This is a genomic window from Bifidobacterium sp. JNUCC 75 (assembly GCF_054819865.1).
This window is the reverse complement of sequence record NZ_JBTHIF010000001.1, coordinates 1,397,424-1,414,546: the sequence shown is the minus strand read 5'-3', so window position 1 is coordinate 1,414,546 and position 17,123 is coordinate 1,397,424. Positions and strand designations below refer to the sequence as shown.

Genomic DNA, 17,123 nt, shown 5'->3' with positions numbered 1-17,123 from the left:
AACGGTTACAAAGGAACCGATGACGGCCGGAACAACCATGTCCTGCCCATCTGGTCCAATGGCTTGCATCGCTTGGTCACGCTCCCAGATACGTGAACGTAGCCCACGCCTTTGTAAACCGACATCTTTCTAACGTTGCAAATTATATAATACTCGCTTCTCCAACGATGTACAAGCGTGTCGGGCATGGCCCGGCAATGCCGCTCAATGACTGCCGTCGGGAGGCAGGATCTGACGGCTTGTCGGGGTCCACCGATCATCCGGCAGAGGCCGTCCGAAGTCCGGGCCGTGGTCGGTCCAAGTGACCAGTCCCACCCTGGCATGCCGGTTGGGATCGAAGAGGGGGTCCCCTTCGATATGCGTGTAGTTGCGGGCATGATAGACAATCAGATCCTGGCTGCCGTCCTCGCTGACCGTGAAGCAGTTGTGGCCGGGGCCATACTGATGGTTCTCCTCTGCCGTTTTGAAGACAGGATGATCGCTCTTGGTCCAGGAGGCCGGGTCCAGCAGATCGGCATCCTCACGGGCGGTCAACATGCCCACTGCGTAAGGGACCCCGGTTCCCGAGGCCGAGTAGGTCAGGTAGATCATGCCCTGGTGAAGCAGGACGGCTGGCCCCTCGTTGACCTTGAAATCAATGCATTCCCAGTCGTATTCGGGCTTGGAGAGCATGACAGGATCAGTGGCCAGCGTCCAAGGGTTGGCCATGCGGGCGATGTAGAGATTGGAATTGCCCGCGATGGCCGGATCCTTCTGGGCCCAGATCAGGTACTGACTGCCCCCGATCACCGTTGTGGTGGCATCCAGGGAGAAGGAATCGATCGGGGTGTGGATCTGCCCCTTATCGGTCCACTCGCCATCCATGGGGTCTTCGCTGGTATTCTCCAGCACATACATGCGGTGGGTGGGCAGATCGGCAGAACCGAAGTCCTCCTCGGCGGCCGCGAAGTAGATGTACCAGGCCCCGTTGATCTGGTGGAGTTCAGGCGCCCAGATGTACCTGCTCATGGGGCCGGACTCGTGCTTGCGCCAGATGGTGCGCTCAGGTGCGGCCTGCAGGTCATTCAGCCTGGCGGCGGCACGCAGAATGATCCTGTCATAGGCCGGGTAGGATGCAGTGAAATAGTAGAGGTCCCTGTGCCTGATGACCCAAGGATCGGCCCGCTGGAGTACCAGAGGATTGTGGTATGCGCTCATCATGTGTTCCTATCACGAAGACGAAGATACTGGTCTGTACGACCAATATACAACGTTGAATATTATTGGACTGCTCGCCCTCCGCTGGGCGATCAAGTCAAAGTCGGAGGGCGGTTTCGGTAGCGGATTCGTTCGGGTTCAGCCTCGGGCCTTGCGAATGGCAGTGAACACCAGTGCGCCCAGACCCAAGACAAGAGCCGCAGACGCAGCTGCGACGGGAGCCGACAAGGCCGATCCAGTAGAGGGCAGACGACCGGTCTTGCCTTCCCTGTCGGACCGACCTTCAGGTGCAGGAGTGAAGTCCGCGGCAGGAACAGTCACATGACCGTTACCACCATCGGCATCCTCATGAACCTTGGCATCGGTCAAGGGACGCGTACCCCAGACGGCTGCGGCACCTGCTGCCTTGGAGACATCGGCGCCTGCATCGGTGAAGACATCGCCGCCCAGCCCTGAGAAGAAGGCGACCGGATGACCTTGCTCATCAAGCTGTCGGCCCAGCCTGGCCCGATAGACGCCGTGCAACAAAGTGCCCGGATCCGCCGAGTCCACCTTTATGGTCAGGTCGCCGCCGGTCGCCGTCCAGGAACCCTGCACCTGGCCGCCCAGCCGACCGCCGGCCAGCAGGCTCACTGACACCGACCGATAGATGGCCGGGCTGGACAAGCCAGAACCCGCATAGTAATGGACCGGGTCATGGACCACCACCTGGTAGTCCCCGACCACTTGGCTGGAGGCGACCCTACCTACCGAATCCCGGTATTCGAAGGGTGTCATGACCAACCAGCCGTCAGGGGTCTGCACCATCTGCTTGACCCGGACCTGATGCTCTTCCAGGTTGCCGTCAGCGCGCACGAAGCGAGTGTGGTAGACGTTGAAGACGCGATCTTCGTCAATCAACAGTGCGTTGCCTCCCTGGGAGGTCAGCACCTGGTCCTGTCCAGGCTGGGCGAAGGAGGAGTCGATCCGCAGACCCCGATTGACATCCAGATCATTCATTGCACGCCCATAGACTGCCGGCTTGCCATTCTGATCCAGGTAGGGGCCGGTGATGGAACGGGAACGGAATTCACGCATCTGGTAGCCTCCGGTCTGCCCGAGTCCGCCGTAAGAAAGCATCAGATACCACCAGTCGCCCTGATGGACCAAGGCGGTGCCTTCGCCTGAGTTGCCGAAGCCTCCGGCGAGTTTGTGCCCGTAGTAGGCGTCGGACTGGTTGGCCTGGGTGGGATAGGTGGTGGAGTAGTCACGCAGCCCGGTCTTGGGATCCAGGCGGATCATCCAGATGCCCCCGAACCAGGAGCCGAAACTCATCCACAGGCCCCCCTGCCCATCATCCTTGACACAAGCATCAATCGCATTGATACCCGTATCCGTGAGGCTGGCGTAGCGTGACAAATCGGCATTGGGGCCTAGCACCTTGGGCACGTCGGTGGCCGCCACGTTGGACTTCTGGAAACCGGAGTAGACCACCGGGCCCACCAGGCTCCAGTCCCCCTCGATGTCGTCGGCGGTCAGCAGGACGATGACCGACTTCTGGAAGGGGAACCCTCCCCCGTTCAGGCTAAGGTACATGCACCACTTCTTCATGGTGGCGTTGTAGTAGACCTCGGGCGCCCACATGTTGCCGGTCACATCAGGATTGGAAGCCTGCTTGGGCCATGCCTTCCAGATGGGATCCAGGATACGCTGGTAATCCCGGCTCAGATTGTTGGTGAAGGGCTCCCAATGCTTGAGGTCGGTGCTGCGGGCCCAGGCCCGGTGGGAGCCGAAGATGTAGTAGCGCCCTCCGGCCTTGACCACGGAAGGATCATGCACAGAGACGCGCGAGTAGGCGTTCTGACCGTCTTTGGAGGTGCCCCTGACAATAAGACGGTAGTCATGCTGGATGGCTTTAGCGTCCAGGGAGGACTTCGAGGCCTTGGTCGCTTGCAACCGGGCCGTCAGCGTAACGTGGACATCTCGCTTGCCAGGGACCACATGGGCCCTGCCGGTGGCTGCATTGACACTGACTGTTTCGGGAGCCGAAGAGGTCCAGCTCACTGAGGCGACAGTGGTAGAGACCGGCAGGTTGAAATCACCTTCCACAGCGGCTGGGACCGCCAGTGATGTGGCCTGCTGGTCGATCAGATCGACCAGGTCTTCCGAGGGCAGGGTGGCAGCGATCTGATCGGCATTCAGGGCCTGCGGATAGACAGCGAATGACTGCACTGCGCCATGGAAGAGTGCGTCACCTATGCCGGGATATCGGGACTGGCCGATTACGTTGTGATGGTGGTCGCCAAAGGCGGCAGGGTTGACCGTGGCTTTGCCCTCAGCCACCTGCAGACCGTTGATATAGAGGCGAACCATGTTGTCCTTGCCGTCGATGGTGGCCGTCAGCGTGGAGAAGCGGTCGTCGGGCAGGTTCTTGGATGCCGGCAGATAGGTCTCGCCCTCGCCATTGGCCTTGGAAGTGATGGAGGTGTACAGGGATGTGTGGGTGGAGGCTGTCCAGGAGCCGACGGCCTGCTGACCGGTCCCCCCTAGCGACCAGAGGTAGGTCCAGGGACCTGAGGCATTGAACCGATCGTTGCGCACGCGGATGGACACCGTGGCGCTGGCGTGTCCGCTCAGTATGTCATCGGGAAGCCTGACATAGGCGGATCCATCGAACAAGAGCGCATCGTCGGTCTTGACCGCCCCGGCCGGCCGGCCATCGGCGTCCATGATGCGGGCCGGGCCAAAGGATGAGCCTGAGACAGTATTTTTTGCCTCCTTGGCTCCTGGAGCAAGGGCTGAAAAATCATAACCGAGCAGGGGCTGCGGCTGACTGGCTGACATCCCCGTTGAGGCGCTGCCGCCCGCTTGGGTCTGATCCGCCCAGGCTGGAGAAGCGACTGTGCCGCCCGCCAGTATCATGCCCACGAGGGCAGCCGCTGCAACTCCTCCCCGGCTCCGTCGTCCTGCGTCCGATGACGATTGATGACGCATGTTCACACCTTTCCATATCGGCATCGGAGCGACCGCGCTCCGACCGGCCGGCCTCCATGGTCCGCCGATACCGCCTCAAATCATTCGAGAACGTCTTCAGTATATTACAACGTTAGAAATCAAGGAACCCGGGACACCCTGAAAAGAAAAGAACATCAACAATCAGACGGCGATTTCGTTTCCGGGCAGGGCACGGGTTGAATTGCGGACTACAAGCGAGGAGGACACCTTGCGGAAGACGTGCTGGCTTTCTTTGGTGTTCAGCGGCTGCACCCCGTTGATCCTGTCCTTGAGAACACGGACCGAGAGCCTGGCCACGGCCTTGAGCCCGGGCGAGATGCTGGTCAACGAAGGCGACAGATACTGGGAATCGTCTGAATTGTCGAAGCCGATGACCGAGATGTCGTCCGGCACCGACATGCCGTGCATTTGTATGGAATGCAGAACCCCTGCCGCCAGCATGTCGTTCAAGGCCACCACCCCGTCGGGGACGATGCCCTGGTCCAACAGAGAGTTCATAGCGTTGACCCCGTCGATGCGGTGCCACATGCGCGATGGGGCCACCAGCCGGGGGTCATAGTCCAGGCCGGCCTCCTCCAGACCTTGTCTGTACCCCTCCAAGCGAAGGGCAGCCGAACCCAGCTTCTCGCCGGGGTGGGTGCCGATGACCGCCACCCGACGGCAGCCGGTGTTGATCAGATAAGCGGTGGCGTGCTTGGCACCCTCAACGTTCTCCGTCGCGACATGATCAAATTGATCGCTGAAGATGCGCTCGCCCACAACCACCAGGGGATAGTCCACCCGCAACTGGTCCAGGTCGTCCATGCCCAGCTCCAGCGGGCTGTAGATGAGGCCGTCGATCATGGATCGCTGGGAGCCGTGCAGGGCCTCAATTTCACCCTCACGCGAGTAGAGGGTGGGCTCTACCAACACCCGCATACCAAGTTTTTTTGCCTCTTCGATAACCAGGGAGGAGAGCTGGGCGAAGTAGGGCATGGTCAAATCAGGTATGGCCAGGGAGATCATTCCCGTGTAGCCCAGCCGCAGATTTCTGGCCGGTACGTTGACCCGGTAGCCCAGCTCCTCTATGGCCTTGTTGACCTTGCCTCTGGTGGCCTCGGAGACAAATTCGTAGTCATTGACTACATTGGAGACCGTCTTGACCGACACTCCTGCAGCCTGGGCCACGTCCTTCATAGTCGGGGTGGAACCACGTCCTGTGCCGGGGGAAGCGGCTAAACTCATAAGACCCTGACCTCCAAGGTTACCGTGGCGCGGGTGGGGTCGAGCTCCTCATCCGTTTGCATATCCAATACGGGCATCCCCTTAGCAGACCAATGTACCCGCCGTACCTGACTGTCGCGGCCAAGGTAGCGGTCCTGGTCATGCTCGGCATTGTGGAAGACGTAGATCATGGTGCCGTCCTCGTCCTGGGACCACATGCCGTGGCCGGTGCCCAGCTGCCAATGGCCATTGTACTTCCCGGACTTCTGCAATGGGTAGTCCAGCTTCTTCCACACGCCGGGATCGCATAGATCGGCGCCGACTCCGGCCGGTGCAGTCACCAGTCCGGTGGTGTAGTCGATGCCCACCAGGGAGCCGGAATAGATCAAAAAGATCCGGCCGTCATGGACCACGGCGTTGGGCCCCTCGGCAATCATGTTGTCCCAGGCGAACTCGGGGACAATGATCTGGCGTGGCGTGCTGGTCAGACGGTCGGGGCGGGCCGGGTCGAAGGCGGCGATCCAGACCGAGCCCAACTGCTGCCAGGCGTAATACCAGCGGCCGGTATCGTGCAGGACCGTCATGTCAAGGCTGATGCGCTGGATGGGGTTGAGAGGGGTGCCTTCAGCACGCAGGATGGGTCGGGGCTTGTCCCAATTCTCAGGTCGGCGAGGGTCCAGATCCCGGCCCTGGTCGTCGCGGCGCAGCTGCATGATATGGCAGCAGCCCGTCCACATGTCCGGCTTTCCGGCTCGATCGTTGGCGGTCCCATCCGGATTGGTCTGCGGACCATCGAAGCAGGGCATGAAGAGGATGGAGAGTCTGCCGCCGATCAGGTGAATCTCCGGGGCCCAGAAGCAGCCGGTCATGACTCGGCCTTCGCTGTTGCGATCACCCCTGCGCAGCAGATCCACCTCATTTTCATGACCGCCGGCCTGATCGCTCAGGCCCTCGATGGTGTCGGCCACCCGCAGGGGCATGTGTGTGTGCCCGTTCAAGGGGTCGATGCAGTTGCCATCCGCATCCTCGGTGGCGATGAACATGAACAGGCGCTGACCCCTCCAGGACCAGCGGAAAATGGATGGATCGGCCCGCTGCCGGGCGAAGGGGACCGGATAAGCCGTCTGCCGGACCCGTCCGCCGATCAGCCTGGTCTCTCCAGAATTAAGACGACCCTGGGCCAGATCATTGGCCAGGCGATCTAATTGACTCTGGTCCCAATCCACCCCGCGCAGGGCGGTGGACCCGTCGCTGTAGAGGAGCCGTGCCTGGGCTTGTCGGACAGACTCCAGGCCGTCACCTCGGGACACGTGAATCGGATCCACCTTCACGCCGGTGTTGTAGATGCGGCCGAAGCGTTCCAGCAGGCCACGCTCGCAATCGACGCTGACAAACACCACATTGCCTGCCAGAATGCCCTTCATGCCGCAGTCCTCCTCCAAGGCGCGCCGCCGATCCAGGGGCAGGGGGTCACCCTGGGCCAGGGGATCGCCATCCTCCAGGATCTTCATATCGGCCACCATGCCCATCCGCATGGGGTCGTCCACCCTGGCCGTGCACAGCCGCCCGAGGTCGTCGTCCCAGTAGAGCCGGCAGCCCTGGCCATCGTCCAGAAGCCGCGCCCTGGGCCGGTGGACACCATGAGCGCCCAGGATATGGACCTGCGGCAGCCGTCGATAGGTCAGCAGATCAGGTGAAAGAGCCATTAGGAAGGAGTCAGCCTGGGAGCCGTCCGGCTGGCCGCCCCTGGCCACTCTAGTGGCCAAAATTACGAAGGTGCCGTCCTTCAGCGGCAGCAGGAAGGGGTCAATCAGACTCTTAAGGATCAGATCCTGCCCTGGGACCACCGCAAGTTCCTGGGCCGCCTGAGATGCCTGGTGAGCGTCCAGTCCAGGGTTGTGCTCACCCTCTTGCGGCGCCTCCTCGCCTGGCAGGGCGGCCCCGGCCGTGCAGGCCCCGCGGGCACTATCCGGCACTGCCTTGGTGGGCACAGCCGCAGCGAAGAAGATGCCGTAGTCGCCGTTCAGGGGCTCCCAATGGCCAGTCGCCCGCGAACGCAGGGCCAGGTGCATGCTCAGGGCGACATCCTCGTTGTTGGCCTCCTGCCGATCAGTGGGATGCCGGGTGTAGCACATGAGTGCAACCCCATCCCCAGATTCTCGTCTACCGTCCAGAGCATCCTCACCCATGACGATTCCTTCCGTTCGGCTTGCCGGCTTCAACGCCGACGACTATCGTTTCTAACGATAGAAATTATACATGGAGATCAGTCCCCGACGCCCGATGCCCGCATGGATGAGGCCGGGCTGTTCGCTCATCCGAACCGAGCCACAAGGCCAGTCATGCGCCGCGGGTCGTCATCGATGTCGATCGGGCTGTCTTCACGGAAAGCGAGGAACCATGAGAAGACCCAAACGCACCGGACGGGCCATGAAGGCCCTGACTGCCCTGACGGCGGGTCTGGCGGTGCTGCTGACAGGGGCACTGGGCGCCTGCTCGAACCAGCAGCCGTCAGCCAACGGCACAAAAACCGCCACCACCCAGGAACCCAAGCGTGTCTCGGTCCACGACCCCTCCGTGGTTCGCTCCGGCAAGAGCTACTACGTCTTCGGCTCGCACCGGGCCTATGCCCGGAGCACGGATCTGGTCAACTGGACCCCCTTCACCAACAACCTGAGCCACGATTACAAGAAGATCTTTGCCAAGATTTGGAAGGACTGGCCCAAGCAGTCCTCCAATCCGGACGTGACCGGCAACATGTGGGCGCCAGACGTCTACTACAACGCCACCATGGAGAAGTGGTGCATGTACCTTAGCCTGAACGGGGCCGAACATCGTTCGGTCATCGTCCTGCTGACTGCCGACCGGGTGGACGGCGACTGGACTTATGTGGGACCGGTGGTCTACTCCGGCTTCACCCGGGCCAATTACATGCGCACCGATGTTCCCAAGGTGCTGGGCTCGGACCCGAAGCTGGACCGCTATCAGTCCTACACGGATACGGGTATCAATGCGATTGACGCCTGTGTCAAGGATGACGGGCAGGGAGGCCTGTGGATGAGCTTCGGCTCCTGGTTCGGGGGCATCTGGATGATCCGCCTGGACCCCAAGACCGGGCTGCGCGACTACTCCACCACCTATCCCACCCAGGCCAACCAGTCCGACGCCTACTACGGGCACAAACTCGCCGGAGGATTCGGCAACTCAGGCGAAGGATCGGCACTGCTGCACACCAACGGCCACTGGTACCTCTTCCTCTCCTACGGCAAGCTGGTGCAGACCGGAGGCTACCAAATGCGGATGTTCCGCTCGGACTCCATCACCGGCCCCTACCTGGACCAGCAGGGCAACCCGGCCATTGCCACCAGCGGCGAGGCCGACAACTGGACCAGCAAGACAGGCATCCGCCTGATGGGCTCCTACCAGTGGAGCGGGGACAAGAAGGGCGACATCGAGGTCTCGCAGGGCGGGAACACGGCTCTACACGACAAGGACGGACGGGACTACGTGGTCTACCACACCAGATTCTCCGACCGCAAGGAGGAGCATCAAATCCGTGTCAGGCAGTTGATGCCCACAACAGACGGGTGGCTGGTAGCCGCCCCCTATGAGTATCTGGGCACCAAGGCCGGCGGCCCGTACAGCGCCAAGGACGAGGCCGGCACCTATGAGCTGGTGGAGCATGATCCGACCATCTTCTTCAAGGGACCGCGCAAGGTGACCGACACTCACAGCACCCGATACCGGGGCGTGGTCAAGGCCGTGGACATTCGCCTGGAGCCCGCCGGCCAGGTGACCGGAGCGCGCCAGGGCCACTGGCAGGTCGACGACCAGGGACGGCTATCCATGGACCTCAAGGAGGAAGACGGGACCGTAACCTACCAGGGAGTCTTCGCCCGGCTGCCCAGGGACAAGGATCACCGCATGGTCATGACCTTCAGCGCCCTGGGCAACAACCTCTGCATCTGGGGCTCCAAGCGCTGATCAGCCTCAGTGGGGATCCAGAGCCACCCAGACCACACCGTGTGCAGGCACAAGAGTCACCAGCTCACGGTCGGCACCGTGTCCTTCCAGGCTGATCTGGGCGGGCTCCGAGGTCCGGCCCCGCCACAGGTCGACCGGGGTCCAGGCCCCGTCCGCCCTATCCAGGCCCACCAGTGAGGACAGGGCCGTCCTGACCTGCCGCGGGCGATCCCCGGTCCAGAAGACGGCCGCATAGACCCCGCTGGCATGGGCCGAGGGGGTTCCGTCGGCCCAGTCGCTGGCCAGGGCCCTCCAGACGATTTCCTCGCCTGAGATCTCCTTGCTTTGGTCATCCCCGCCCTCGACCGGCTCCCGGATGATCTCGCCATTGTCGGCCGATCCGGCGGTGACCTCCTCCAGGGCCGGGTTCTCCAGAAGCGACAAGGTGGCCTCATCGCTGCTGGGAAGGTCGCCGCCCACCATCAGCGGCGAGCGCCCCATGGCCCAAAGAGTCAACATGGCGCGCTGCTCGTCGGCTGTCAGGAGGCTTGACCGGTCCCCGCCCCGCTCGGCCCGCAGCCCGATATGCCCCAGAGGCAGCATGTCCGCATCGGCCCAGTGGCCCGTGCTCTGCAAAGGTGCCCAGCGGGCAAGACGGGCGAACTGGGCGTAAAGGTCCTGCCAACGATCCCAGAGGTCGTCCGAAATCCGCCAGAGCTGGGCGTGATTCCGCAGGAAGCCGAGATGGGTGGTCGGCACCCGGGTTCCCGGGGACAGGGAGAGGGTCATGGAATGGCCATGGGCCTGCTCAGCCTTGCGGATGGCCCGGGCGTAGGCGTCAATCTCACGATCCATGAAAGGGACCTGCATATCGTCCACCTTCAGGTAATCCACCCCCCAACGGGCGAACTGGTCAACCTGGGCGTCATACCAGGCCTGGGCTCCCGGATGGGACTGGTCCAGACCGTAATTGTCGGGATTCCACGCACATACATGGGCGGTATCAGCCACCTGGGCGGCGGTGTAGGAGGTGCCGAGGACGGGCAGGTTCCGCTCAACCGCCAACCGGGGGATGCCCCGCATGACGTGGATGCCGAAGCGCAACCCCAGATTGTGGATCCGAGCGGCCAGCGGAGCGAACCCCTGGCCGTCGGCCGCCGACGGAAACCGGACCGGGTCGGGCAGCTGCCGACCATAGTCATCCAGGACCAGTGGCGCCTTGGCGTTGTAGCCATGGGCCCTGGCGGTCGGGTCGTACCAGGCGATGTCTATAACGACCGTGTCCCAGCCCACCGGGAGCAGCCTGTCGCGCATAATCTGCGCGTTGTCCAGAACCTCCTGCTCGGTGACGGTGGTCCCGTAGCTGTCCCAGCTGTTCCACCCCATAGGCGGTCTCCAGGCCTTGTCCATGTCTTGCTCCTTTCTCGGTCCTTTTGTTTCAGTTCTGTTACGCCAAAGGGCGCAGACGTTCGTATTCCTGCCGGGTCAGGGACAGGACCCCGCCGTGCTTGGTATGGGGGCGCAGGTGGAAATCCTGCTCCCGGGCGTAGTCGAACCCAGCGTCCGGATCATCGCTGACCATGGGCCTGTAGCCCACTGAAGGGATCACGTCTACCAGCAGGTACCAGCGGTTACGGGCATGGTCGGCATAGAGAGCCGGACCCTCCACGCCCGAGGGGTTGCCATCAGCGCACCAGCCGGCGCCAATGCGCTCCTGGATGGTGGTCCACCGGGCCTGTGGCAGCCACCAGCGGGGATCGTCGGTGCTGTCCAGCCAGATGCCCCGACCAAAGCCGTTGTCCTTGGTGGCCCGGTAGGTGCGCAGGCCGCCGCCAGGCAGGGGGCGCTGGACCATGGTGGTGTCGATGGCATTGCGACCGGTATCGATAAGGACTCCCCCGTAACGGAAGTGCTCCTGGGTGAAATCGGTGGTCGACCCCCAGAGCACCCGGTCATATACCGACGGGTCGGCATGGTCGGGATCATCCTGGTCAAAGAGCTTGGATGACCAGTAGAGGACGAAGGCCCCCTGCTCCGGCCCCTCATAGTCGGGCACCCACAGGCACTCCGGAGCCCAGGCCATGCCCAACTGGACCCTGCTGCCGTCCTGCTGCAAGGACACATCCAGCGGCCAGGGGCCAGACCAATGAATCAGGTCGTCAGTGGACCAGATCATCAGCTTGGTGCTGCCGTGATGGGACCAGTGCTCCCAGCCGCTGCCCTGTGACTGATCGCCGCCGAACACCCGAAGATCGGTGGCCATGACATAGACCCGTCCGTTGCGCGGGTCACGCACCATGTAGGGATCCCGCAGACCGGTGGTGCCCAGGTGCGAGGTCAGCAGCGGCCTGCCCCCGTACAGCGGATCCCAGCTCAGAGGGTCGTCGCCCCGGGACAGGTCAAAGTAGAGGCGTTCGGCGTACCCCTGGGGGTCTTCAATGAAGTGCACCATCAGATACCCGTAGGGGTCGGCTCCTTCGGCGTCCTTGTGAACCGTATTGCTCAACGTCTGCTCCTTTGCCCTGACTGCCGAACCTGTCGGCTGTTGACTTGTCGTCGCTTATTTTACAACGATGTAATCCTGCTAGTCGAGAACCAATTGCGATGCATAGGCCAGCCTGCTATTGCGCAGAGACGACCGAATCCTGCCGAACCTGGCTGCCCTGTCCAGCATCATCGTCCGGCTGTGTCGATTGCGCCTGGTCGTCGTTGGCCGTGCGGATCATGGCGTACTGGGACTCGTGCAGCCGGTAGTAGGCACCTCTCTTGGCCAGAAGCTCCTGGTGGGTGCCATGCTCCACGATCTGCCCGTGATCGATGTAGAAGATCTGGTCCGCATTTTCGATGGTGGACAGCCGGTGGGCGATGACGAAGGAGGTCCGCCCCTTGAGCAGGTGGGCCAGTCCGGCCTGGAGGGCCTCCTCAGTGCGGGTGTCGATGCTGCTGGTCGCCTCGTCCAGGATCAGGATGCGGGGGTCGGCCAGCAGAACCCTGGCAAAGGCGATCAGCTGCCGCTGACCTGCGGAGAGGGTGGATCCGCGCTCCTCGACCTTGGTATCGTAGCCGTCGGGCAGCTCCATGATGAACTCGTGGGCATGGACGGCCTTGGCGGCCTCCTCGATCTGCTGGTCGGTGGCATCCAGGCGTCCGTAGCGGATGTTCTCGCGCACGTTGCCGGTGAAGATGAAGGTGTCCTGAAGCATGACCCCCATCTGCCGGCGCAGGGAGGCCAGGGTCACGTCGCGCACGTCATGCCCATCCACGCAAACGCTGCCCTCGGTCACGTCGTAGAAACGCGAAAGAAGGTTGACGATGGTGGTCTTGCCGGCACCCGTGGGCCCCACCAGGGCGACCGTGCTGCCTGCCGGCACATGGAAGTCCACCAGGTTGAGGATGTTGCGGCCTCCGGGCTCGTACTTGAATACCACGTCGTTGAAGTCCACCCTGCCCTTGACCGGAGGCAGCTCTATGGCCCCCGGGCGGTCCTCGATCTCCGGGTGGACATCCAGGGTCTCGAAGATGCGCTCCAGGTAGGCCGAGCAGGTGATCAGCTGGTTGTAGAAGTTGCCGATGTTGATGATGGGGTTCCAGAAGTTATTGGCATAGCCGACGAAGGCGATCAGCATACCCGTGGTCACCTGCACGCCGCCCAGGCCGGTGATCCCCAGATAGTAGATCAGTGCGATGGTGATGGTGGAGATGTTCTGCACTCCTGGCCACATAAGGTACTGGATGTGCACGGCCCGCATCCAGGAGCTGCGGACCTGGCCCTGCTGCTCCTGGAAAGTACGGAACTGCTCGCGCTCCCTGACGAAGGTCTGCGTGGTCTTGACCCCTGCGATGGACTCATGGATGTAGGCGTTCAGATTGCTCTGCTTGTTGGACAGACGCTGGTAGGCCCGCCGCTGGAAGCGCTGGAGGACCAACACATAGAGCACCAGCAGGGGCATGAGAACCAGGGACCAGAGGGTCAGCCTCCAGTCGATGACGAACATGACCACCAGGGTCAGCAGGAAGGTGAAGATGTCCGCGATCACATTGATCAGACCCGAGCTCAGGGTGTCCGAGAGGGTGTTGACGTAGTTGACCACCCTGATCAGGATCTTGCCGTGAGGCCGGGAGTCGAAGTAGGAGAAGGGCAGGGTCTGGATGTGTGTGAAGAGGTCCCGACGCATGTCCTTGAGCATGAGCTGGCCCACCTGGGTGATGGCCACGGTCCGGTACCGTAGAAGGAGCTCGTAGACCACGATGGCCAGCAGAAAGACCGCACCCAGGGCGAAGAGCCGGACCGGATCCTTGGAGGGGATGACCGTGTCGATCATGGTCTTGGTCATGTAGGGAATGGCCACGGCGATGGCGCTCATGGATAGGACCGCCGCAAGGATGATCGCCCCCTGGCGCAGGTAGGGCTTCAGATAGGCCCCTATGCGCTTGATGTCACCGAAGTCGATCTGCTCCTCCAGGTCCTCGTCCTCCCGGAAGGTGTTCCTGCGCGCGGTGCCCGCCGAACGTTGCTTTTGCTGCTTCATCGTCTCACCTTGCCATGCATGCTGATGTGTCAGAACCCTGCCGACTGCCCGGATTGCAGCCCCAGCTGCTTGCGGTAGATCCGGTAGTAGCGGCCGTGGGCGTGGACCAGATCCTCATGGGACCCGCGTTCTACGATCCTGCCGTGGTCCAGGACCAGGATCAGGTCGGAATCCTTGATGGAGGAGATCCTGTGGGCGATGGTCACCATGGTCCTGGTGCCCTCCATCTCCTGCAGATGCCGCTGGATAGTGGCCTCGGTCTCCATGTCGACAGCCGATGTGGTGTCGTCCATGATCAGGATGGCCGGGTCGTCGGCCAGGGCCCGCGCCAGGCTGAGCCGTTGCTTCTGGCCGCCTGACAGGCCCACGCCGCGCTCGCCCACCACGGTGTCATAGCCCTCAGGCATCCGGTTGATGAAGGAGTCGGCGCCAGCCATGGAGGCCATGGTCCTGACGTACTGCTCGTCGTCGCGGTGGGCTCCGAAGGCGATGTTGTCGCCGATGGTGTCCGAGAAGAGGAAGGTGTCCTGTGCCACGATGTTGACCTGCCGCCGCAGCAGGTCCAGAGGCCACTGCCTGGCGTCAATCCCGTCGATGAGCACATGGCCCACGGTGGGGTCGTAGAAGCGGGCCACCAGGCTGACCAGGGTGGACTTGCCCGATCCTGTCTCCCCCAATATGCCCAGCCGGGTGCCGGCCGCCACGTGGAAGTCGATGTCCTTGAGAATGGGGGTCTCCGGATCGTCAGGGAAGGCGAAACTGACGTGGTCGAAGCGGATGTCCCCACGGATTCTGACCGGGTCCTCGGTCTGCTCGCCGTTGACCTTGGCGCGGACCGTGGCCGCCTGGACCACGCCGGCCTGGGCGTTCTTGCGCTCGACGATCCTGGGCTCGGCCGTCAGCAGCCGACGGATCTTGACGCAGGAGGCGTTGAATCGCTCCACATCGTTGATCAGCCAGCCGGACTGGCGCACCGGGCCGTCGATCATCCACAGGAAACTGTTGAAGGAGACCAGGGCGCCCAGGGTCATCTGCTGGCGGATGACCAGCCAACCGCCCAGAATCAAAGTGATCAGCTGGAGCATGTAGGAGCAGCCGTCCAGCCAGGGCATATAGGTGCGGCTGTTGCGGGCGGAGTCCATGTTGCGTTCCATGTAGTCATCATTGTGCCGATCGAACTTCTCGGTCTCATAGGGCTCGCGGACGAAGGCCTTGACCACCCGGTTGCCCTCGATGTTCTCCTCGACCATGGAATTGAGGGATGCCAGCGAGTTGCGGATGGCGTAGAAGAGCGGGTGGGCGTGCTTGGAAAGCTGCCAGGTGAAGTAGAAGAGGAATGGCGTTACGGCCAGCAAGGCCAGGGCCAGTCGCCATTCGATGGTGAACATGACGGCCAGCGACCCGACGAAGAGACAGACAGCCTCCAGGATGTTGTAGGAGACCCAGGAGACGAAATGGCGGATGGCATCGGTGTCCGAGGTCATCCGGCTCATGATGTCGCCGTTGCGGGTGTGGTTGAAGTAGGTGAAGTCCATGTCGTGGAGCTTCTCATACTCGTCGCTGACCAGCCGATAGATGGTGTTCTGGCCGAATCGCTCCATGAACATCTGGTAGCCATAGCGGCAGACGCTGCGCCCAAGGGTGACGGCTATCATGGCGAAACAAAGCTTGGGCAGCCGGTCCTCATGCCCCTGGCCAATGACCTGGTCCACGATCATGCCCGCTAAAATGGGCATAAGCATGACCAGGACCTTATCCGCCGCAAAGAGCAGGAGGGCGGCGGCGATTCTACCGGCGTCCGGCCTGCAGTAGGGGAGAATCCATCGAAGGTTGCTGCTGTGCTGATTCTTCGCAGAATCGACGTACATTGGAGGACACCCTCACGTTCCCTGTTGAACTTCTCTAATCTGGTCTCTTCTCATTGCCGTGACCGTCCGGGAGAGTGACTGACCGATGGTGACGCCCGGCTATGTTCCTCGCCTCTGCAACGCCGCGCGTGTCCGCCCTGGATTCGTCAAGCGTTGCCTATTTTATTGGAGCCTGACCCAGATGCAACCCCGATAATCCGGGCGTGTCTGCATTAGTTAAGAGTCACCTGACCAGCAGTACAAAGGCATCCAGCCACCTCGAGGATCGCGGATTCCCTTGTGACTTCACGCTGGCATAATGACGGTATGACCGTAAGAATCGAAGACGTGGCCCGCTTGTCCGGCGTCTCAACGGCCACGGTCTCACGGGCCCTACGGGGACTGCCCGGGGTGGGCGGGCGAACCCGGGAACTAGTCCTCCAGGCCGCCAAGACCCTGGGATACACCCCCTCCCCCACCGCCTCCTCTCTGGCGAGCGGGCGGACCCATTCCATCGGATTGATCCAGCCGGACATGTCGCGGTGGTTCTTCAGCACTATCCTCGAATGCGCCGAACAGACCTTCCGCAAGGCGGGCTATGACGCCCTTGTCTACTCCCTGCCCGACTACCTTGGTCCCAAACGTCAACGGTTCAAGGCACGGGACCTGGTGGGAAAGGTGGACGCGGTCCTGGTCCTCTCACTCTTCTTCGACAAGCAGGAGGAGGCCGAACTGCGATCCTTGGGTGTGCCGGCCGTCTTCGTTTCCGTTCGCCAGAAGGGCTACAGTCATGTAGGAATCAACGACGGGCAAGCTGCGGCACAGGCCTGCCGTCACTTGATTACGCTGGGCCACAAGACCATAGGCCACCTGTCAGGTCAAACCAATGACCTCTGCCCCTTCGCTCCCTCCCAGCGCAGACGGGATGGCTGGAAGCAGACCCTGACGCGCTTCAACCTCGAGTGCTCCGACAGCTTGGACGAAGCCGTGACCATCATGACGGCCTCCAACGGCTACCTGGCCACCAAACGCCTCCTGGACAGGCGTCCCGATATCACTGCCATCATGGCGTCCTCGGATGAGATGGCCATGGGGGCCATCCAAGCCATCCGCGAGCGCGGCCTGGCAGTGGGTCGAGACATCTCGGTCATCGGCATCGACGGGCACGACCTGGGCCGACCATTCGGACTGACTACGGTGGCCCAACCGGTACGCAAGCAGGGGGTGACAGCGGCCGAGGTCGCGCTGAAGGCCATCGAGGGCGACCTGGCACTGAAGACGATCATCTTCCCCACCACACTGATAGAGCGGGCCACCGTCGGCCCCCCGCCCGCCGGTAGGATCCGCTGACCGGTGAACCTCCATGGAGAGCTGTATCCAGAGGCCCTCG

10 protein-coding genes are annotated in these 17,123 nt (G+C 62.3%); 2 read left to right on the top strand and 8 right to left on the bottom strand.

Features of this window, described 5'->3' with window-relative positions:
* Positions 1-204 precede the first annotated feature (204 nt).
* The 4 genes from ACVWNW_RS05725 to ACVWNW_RS05710 all read right to left on the bottom strand — a co-directional run bounded on the left by ACVWNW_RS05725 (position 205) and on the right by ACVWNW_RS05710 (position 7,583).
* Positions 205-1,197 (bottom strand): glycoside hydrolase family 43 protein, encoded by a 993-nt coding sequence (locus ACVWNW_RS05725; RefSeq protein WP_454483405.1) that lies wholly within the window; start codon positions 1,195-1,197, stop codon positions 205-207.
* 138 nt (positions 1,198-1,335) lie between these two features.
* The gene (locus ACVWNW_RS05720; RefSeq protein WP_454481610.1) at positions 1,336-4,170 is read right to left on the bottom strand and encodes a family 43 glycosylhydrolase; all 2,835 of its coding nucleotides are present in this window, start codon (positions 4,168-4,170) and stop codon (positions 1,336-1,338) included.
* A 162-nt stretch (positions 4,171-4,332) separates the two neighbouring features.
* Positions 4,333-5,415 carry a LacI family DNA-binding transcriptional regulator gene (locus ACVWNW_RS05715; RefSeq protein ID WP_046322303.1) on the bottom strand — a complete coding sequence of 361 codons (1,083 nt, stop codon included), beginning with the start codon at positions 5,413-5,415 and terminating at the stop codon, positions 4,333-4,335.
* A complete protein-coding gene (locus tag ACVWNW_RS05710) occupies positions 5,412-7,583 on the bottom strand; it encodes a family 43 glycosylhydrolase (RefSeq protein WP_454481607.1) in 2,172 nt (723 codons plus the stop codon). The genes ACVWNW_RS05715 and ACVWNW_RS05710 overlap by 4 nt, the downstream gene beginning before the upstream one ends.
* Before the next feature lie 211 nt (positions 7,584-7,794).
* On the opposite strand from ACVWNW_RS05710, the gene ACVWNW_RS05705 reads away from it, so the two are divergent.
* Positions 7,795-9,378, top strand: a complete 1,584-nt coding sequence (locus tag ACVWNW_RS05705; RefSeq protein WP_454481605.1) for a glycoside hydrolase family 43 protein — start codon at positions 7,795-7,797, stop codon at positions 9,376-9,378.
* A 6-nt stretch (positions 9,379-9,384) separates the two neighbouring features.
* Here ACVWNW_RS05705 and ACVWNW_RS05700 read toward each other — a convergent pair whose 3' ends face one another.
* The 4 genes from ACVWNW_RS05700 to ACVWNW_RS05685 form a co-directional block, all read right to left on the bottom strand.
* Positions 9,385-10,743 (bottom strand): glycoside hydrolase family 27 protein, encoded by a 1,359-nt coding sequence (locus tag ACVWNW_RS05700; RefSeq protein WP_454483403.1) that lies wholly within the window; start codon positions 10,741-10,743, stop codon positions 9,385-9,387.
* Between the two features lie 61 nt (positions 10,744-10,804).
* Positions 10,805-11,863, bottom strand: a complete 1,059-nt coding sequence (locus tag ACVWNW_RS05695; RefSeq protein WP_454481603.1) for a glycoside hydrolase family 43 protein — start codon at positions 11,861-11,863, stop codon at positions 10,805-10,807.
* 115 nt (positions 11,864-11,978) lie between these two features.
* On the bottom strand, positions 11,979-13,886 hold the full coding sequence (locus ACVWNW_RS05690) for an ABC transporter ATP-binding protein (RefSeq protein WP_454481601.1): 1,908 nt from the start codon (positions 13,884-13,886) through the stop codon (positions 11,979-11,981).
* A gap of 29 nt (positions 13,887-13,915) precedes the next feature.
* The gene (locus tag ACVWNW_RS05685; RefSeq protein WP_144178224.1) at positions 13,916-15,754 is read right to left on the bottom strand and encodes an ABC transporter ATP-binding protein; all 1,839 of its coding nucleotides are present in this window, start codon (positions 15,752-15,754) and stop codon (positions 13,916-13,918) included.
* A 306-nt stretch (positions 15,755-16,060) separates the two neighbouring features.
* Between ACVWNW_RS05685 and ACVWNW_RS05680 the strand changes: the two genes are divergently transcribed.
* Positions 16,061-17,083: a LacI family DNA-binding transcriptional regulator gene (locus ACVWNW_RS05680; protein WP_454481599.1), complete on the top strand. Its 1,023-nt coding sequence runs from the start codon at positions 16,061-16,063 to the stop codon at positions 17,081-17,083.
* Positions 17,084-17,123: the final 40 nt, after the last annotated feature.

What these genes read in the sequence shown, in the direction of transcription:
- ACVWNW_RS05725 (WP_454483405.1), bottom strand. Translation starts at nt 1,197, where the DNA reads ATGAGCGCATACCACAATCCTCTGGTACTCCAGCGGGCCGATCCTTGG.
- ACVWNW_RS05720 (WP_454481610.1), bottom strand. Translation starts at nt 4,170, where the DNA reads ATGCGTCATCAATCGTCATCGGACGCAGGACGACGGAGCCGGGGAGGA.
- ACVWNW_RS05715 (WP_046322303.1), bottom strand. Translation starts at nt 5,415, where the DNA reads ATGAGTTTAGCCGCTTCCCCCGGCACAGGACGTGGTTCCACCCCGACT.
- ACVWNW_RS05710 (WP_454481607.1), bottom strand. Translation starts at nt 7,583, where the DNA reads ATGGGTGAGGATGCTCTGGACGGTAGACGAGAATCTGGGGATGGGGTT.
- ACVWNW_RS05705 (WP_454481605.1), top strand. Translation starts at nt 7,795, where the DNA reads ATGAGAAGACCCAAACGCACCGGACGGGCCATGAAGGCCCTGACTGCC.
- ACVWNW_RS05700 (WP_454483403.1), bottom strand. Translation starts at nt 10,743, where the DNA reads ATGGGGTGGAACAGCTGGGACAGCTACGGGACCACCGTCACCGAGCAG.
- ACVWNW_RS05690 (WP_454481601.1), bottom strand. Translation starts at nt 13,886, where the DNA reads ATGAAGCAGCAAAAGCAACGTTCGGCGGGCACCGCGCGCAGGAACACC.
- ACVWNW_RS05685 (WP_144178224.1), bottom strand. Translation starts at nt 15,754, where the DNA reads ATGTACGTCGATTCTGCGAAGAATCAGCACAGCAGCAACCTTCGATGG.
- ACVWNW_RS05680 (WP_454481599.1), top strand. Translation starts at nt 16,061, where the DNA reads ATGACCGTAAGAATCGAAGACGTGGCCCGCTTGTCCGGCGTCTCAACG.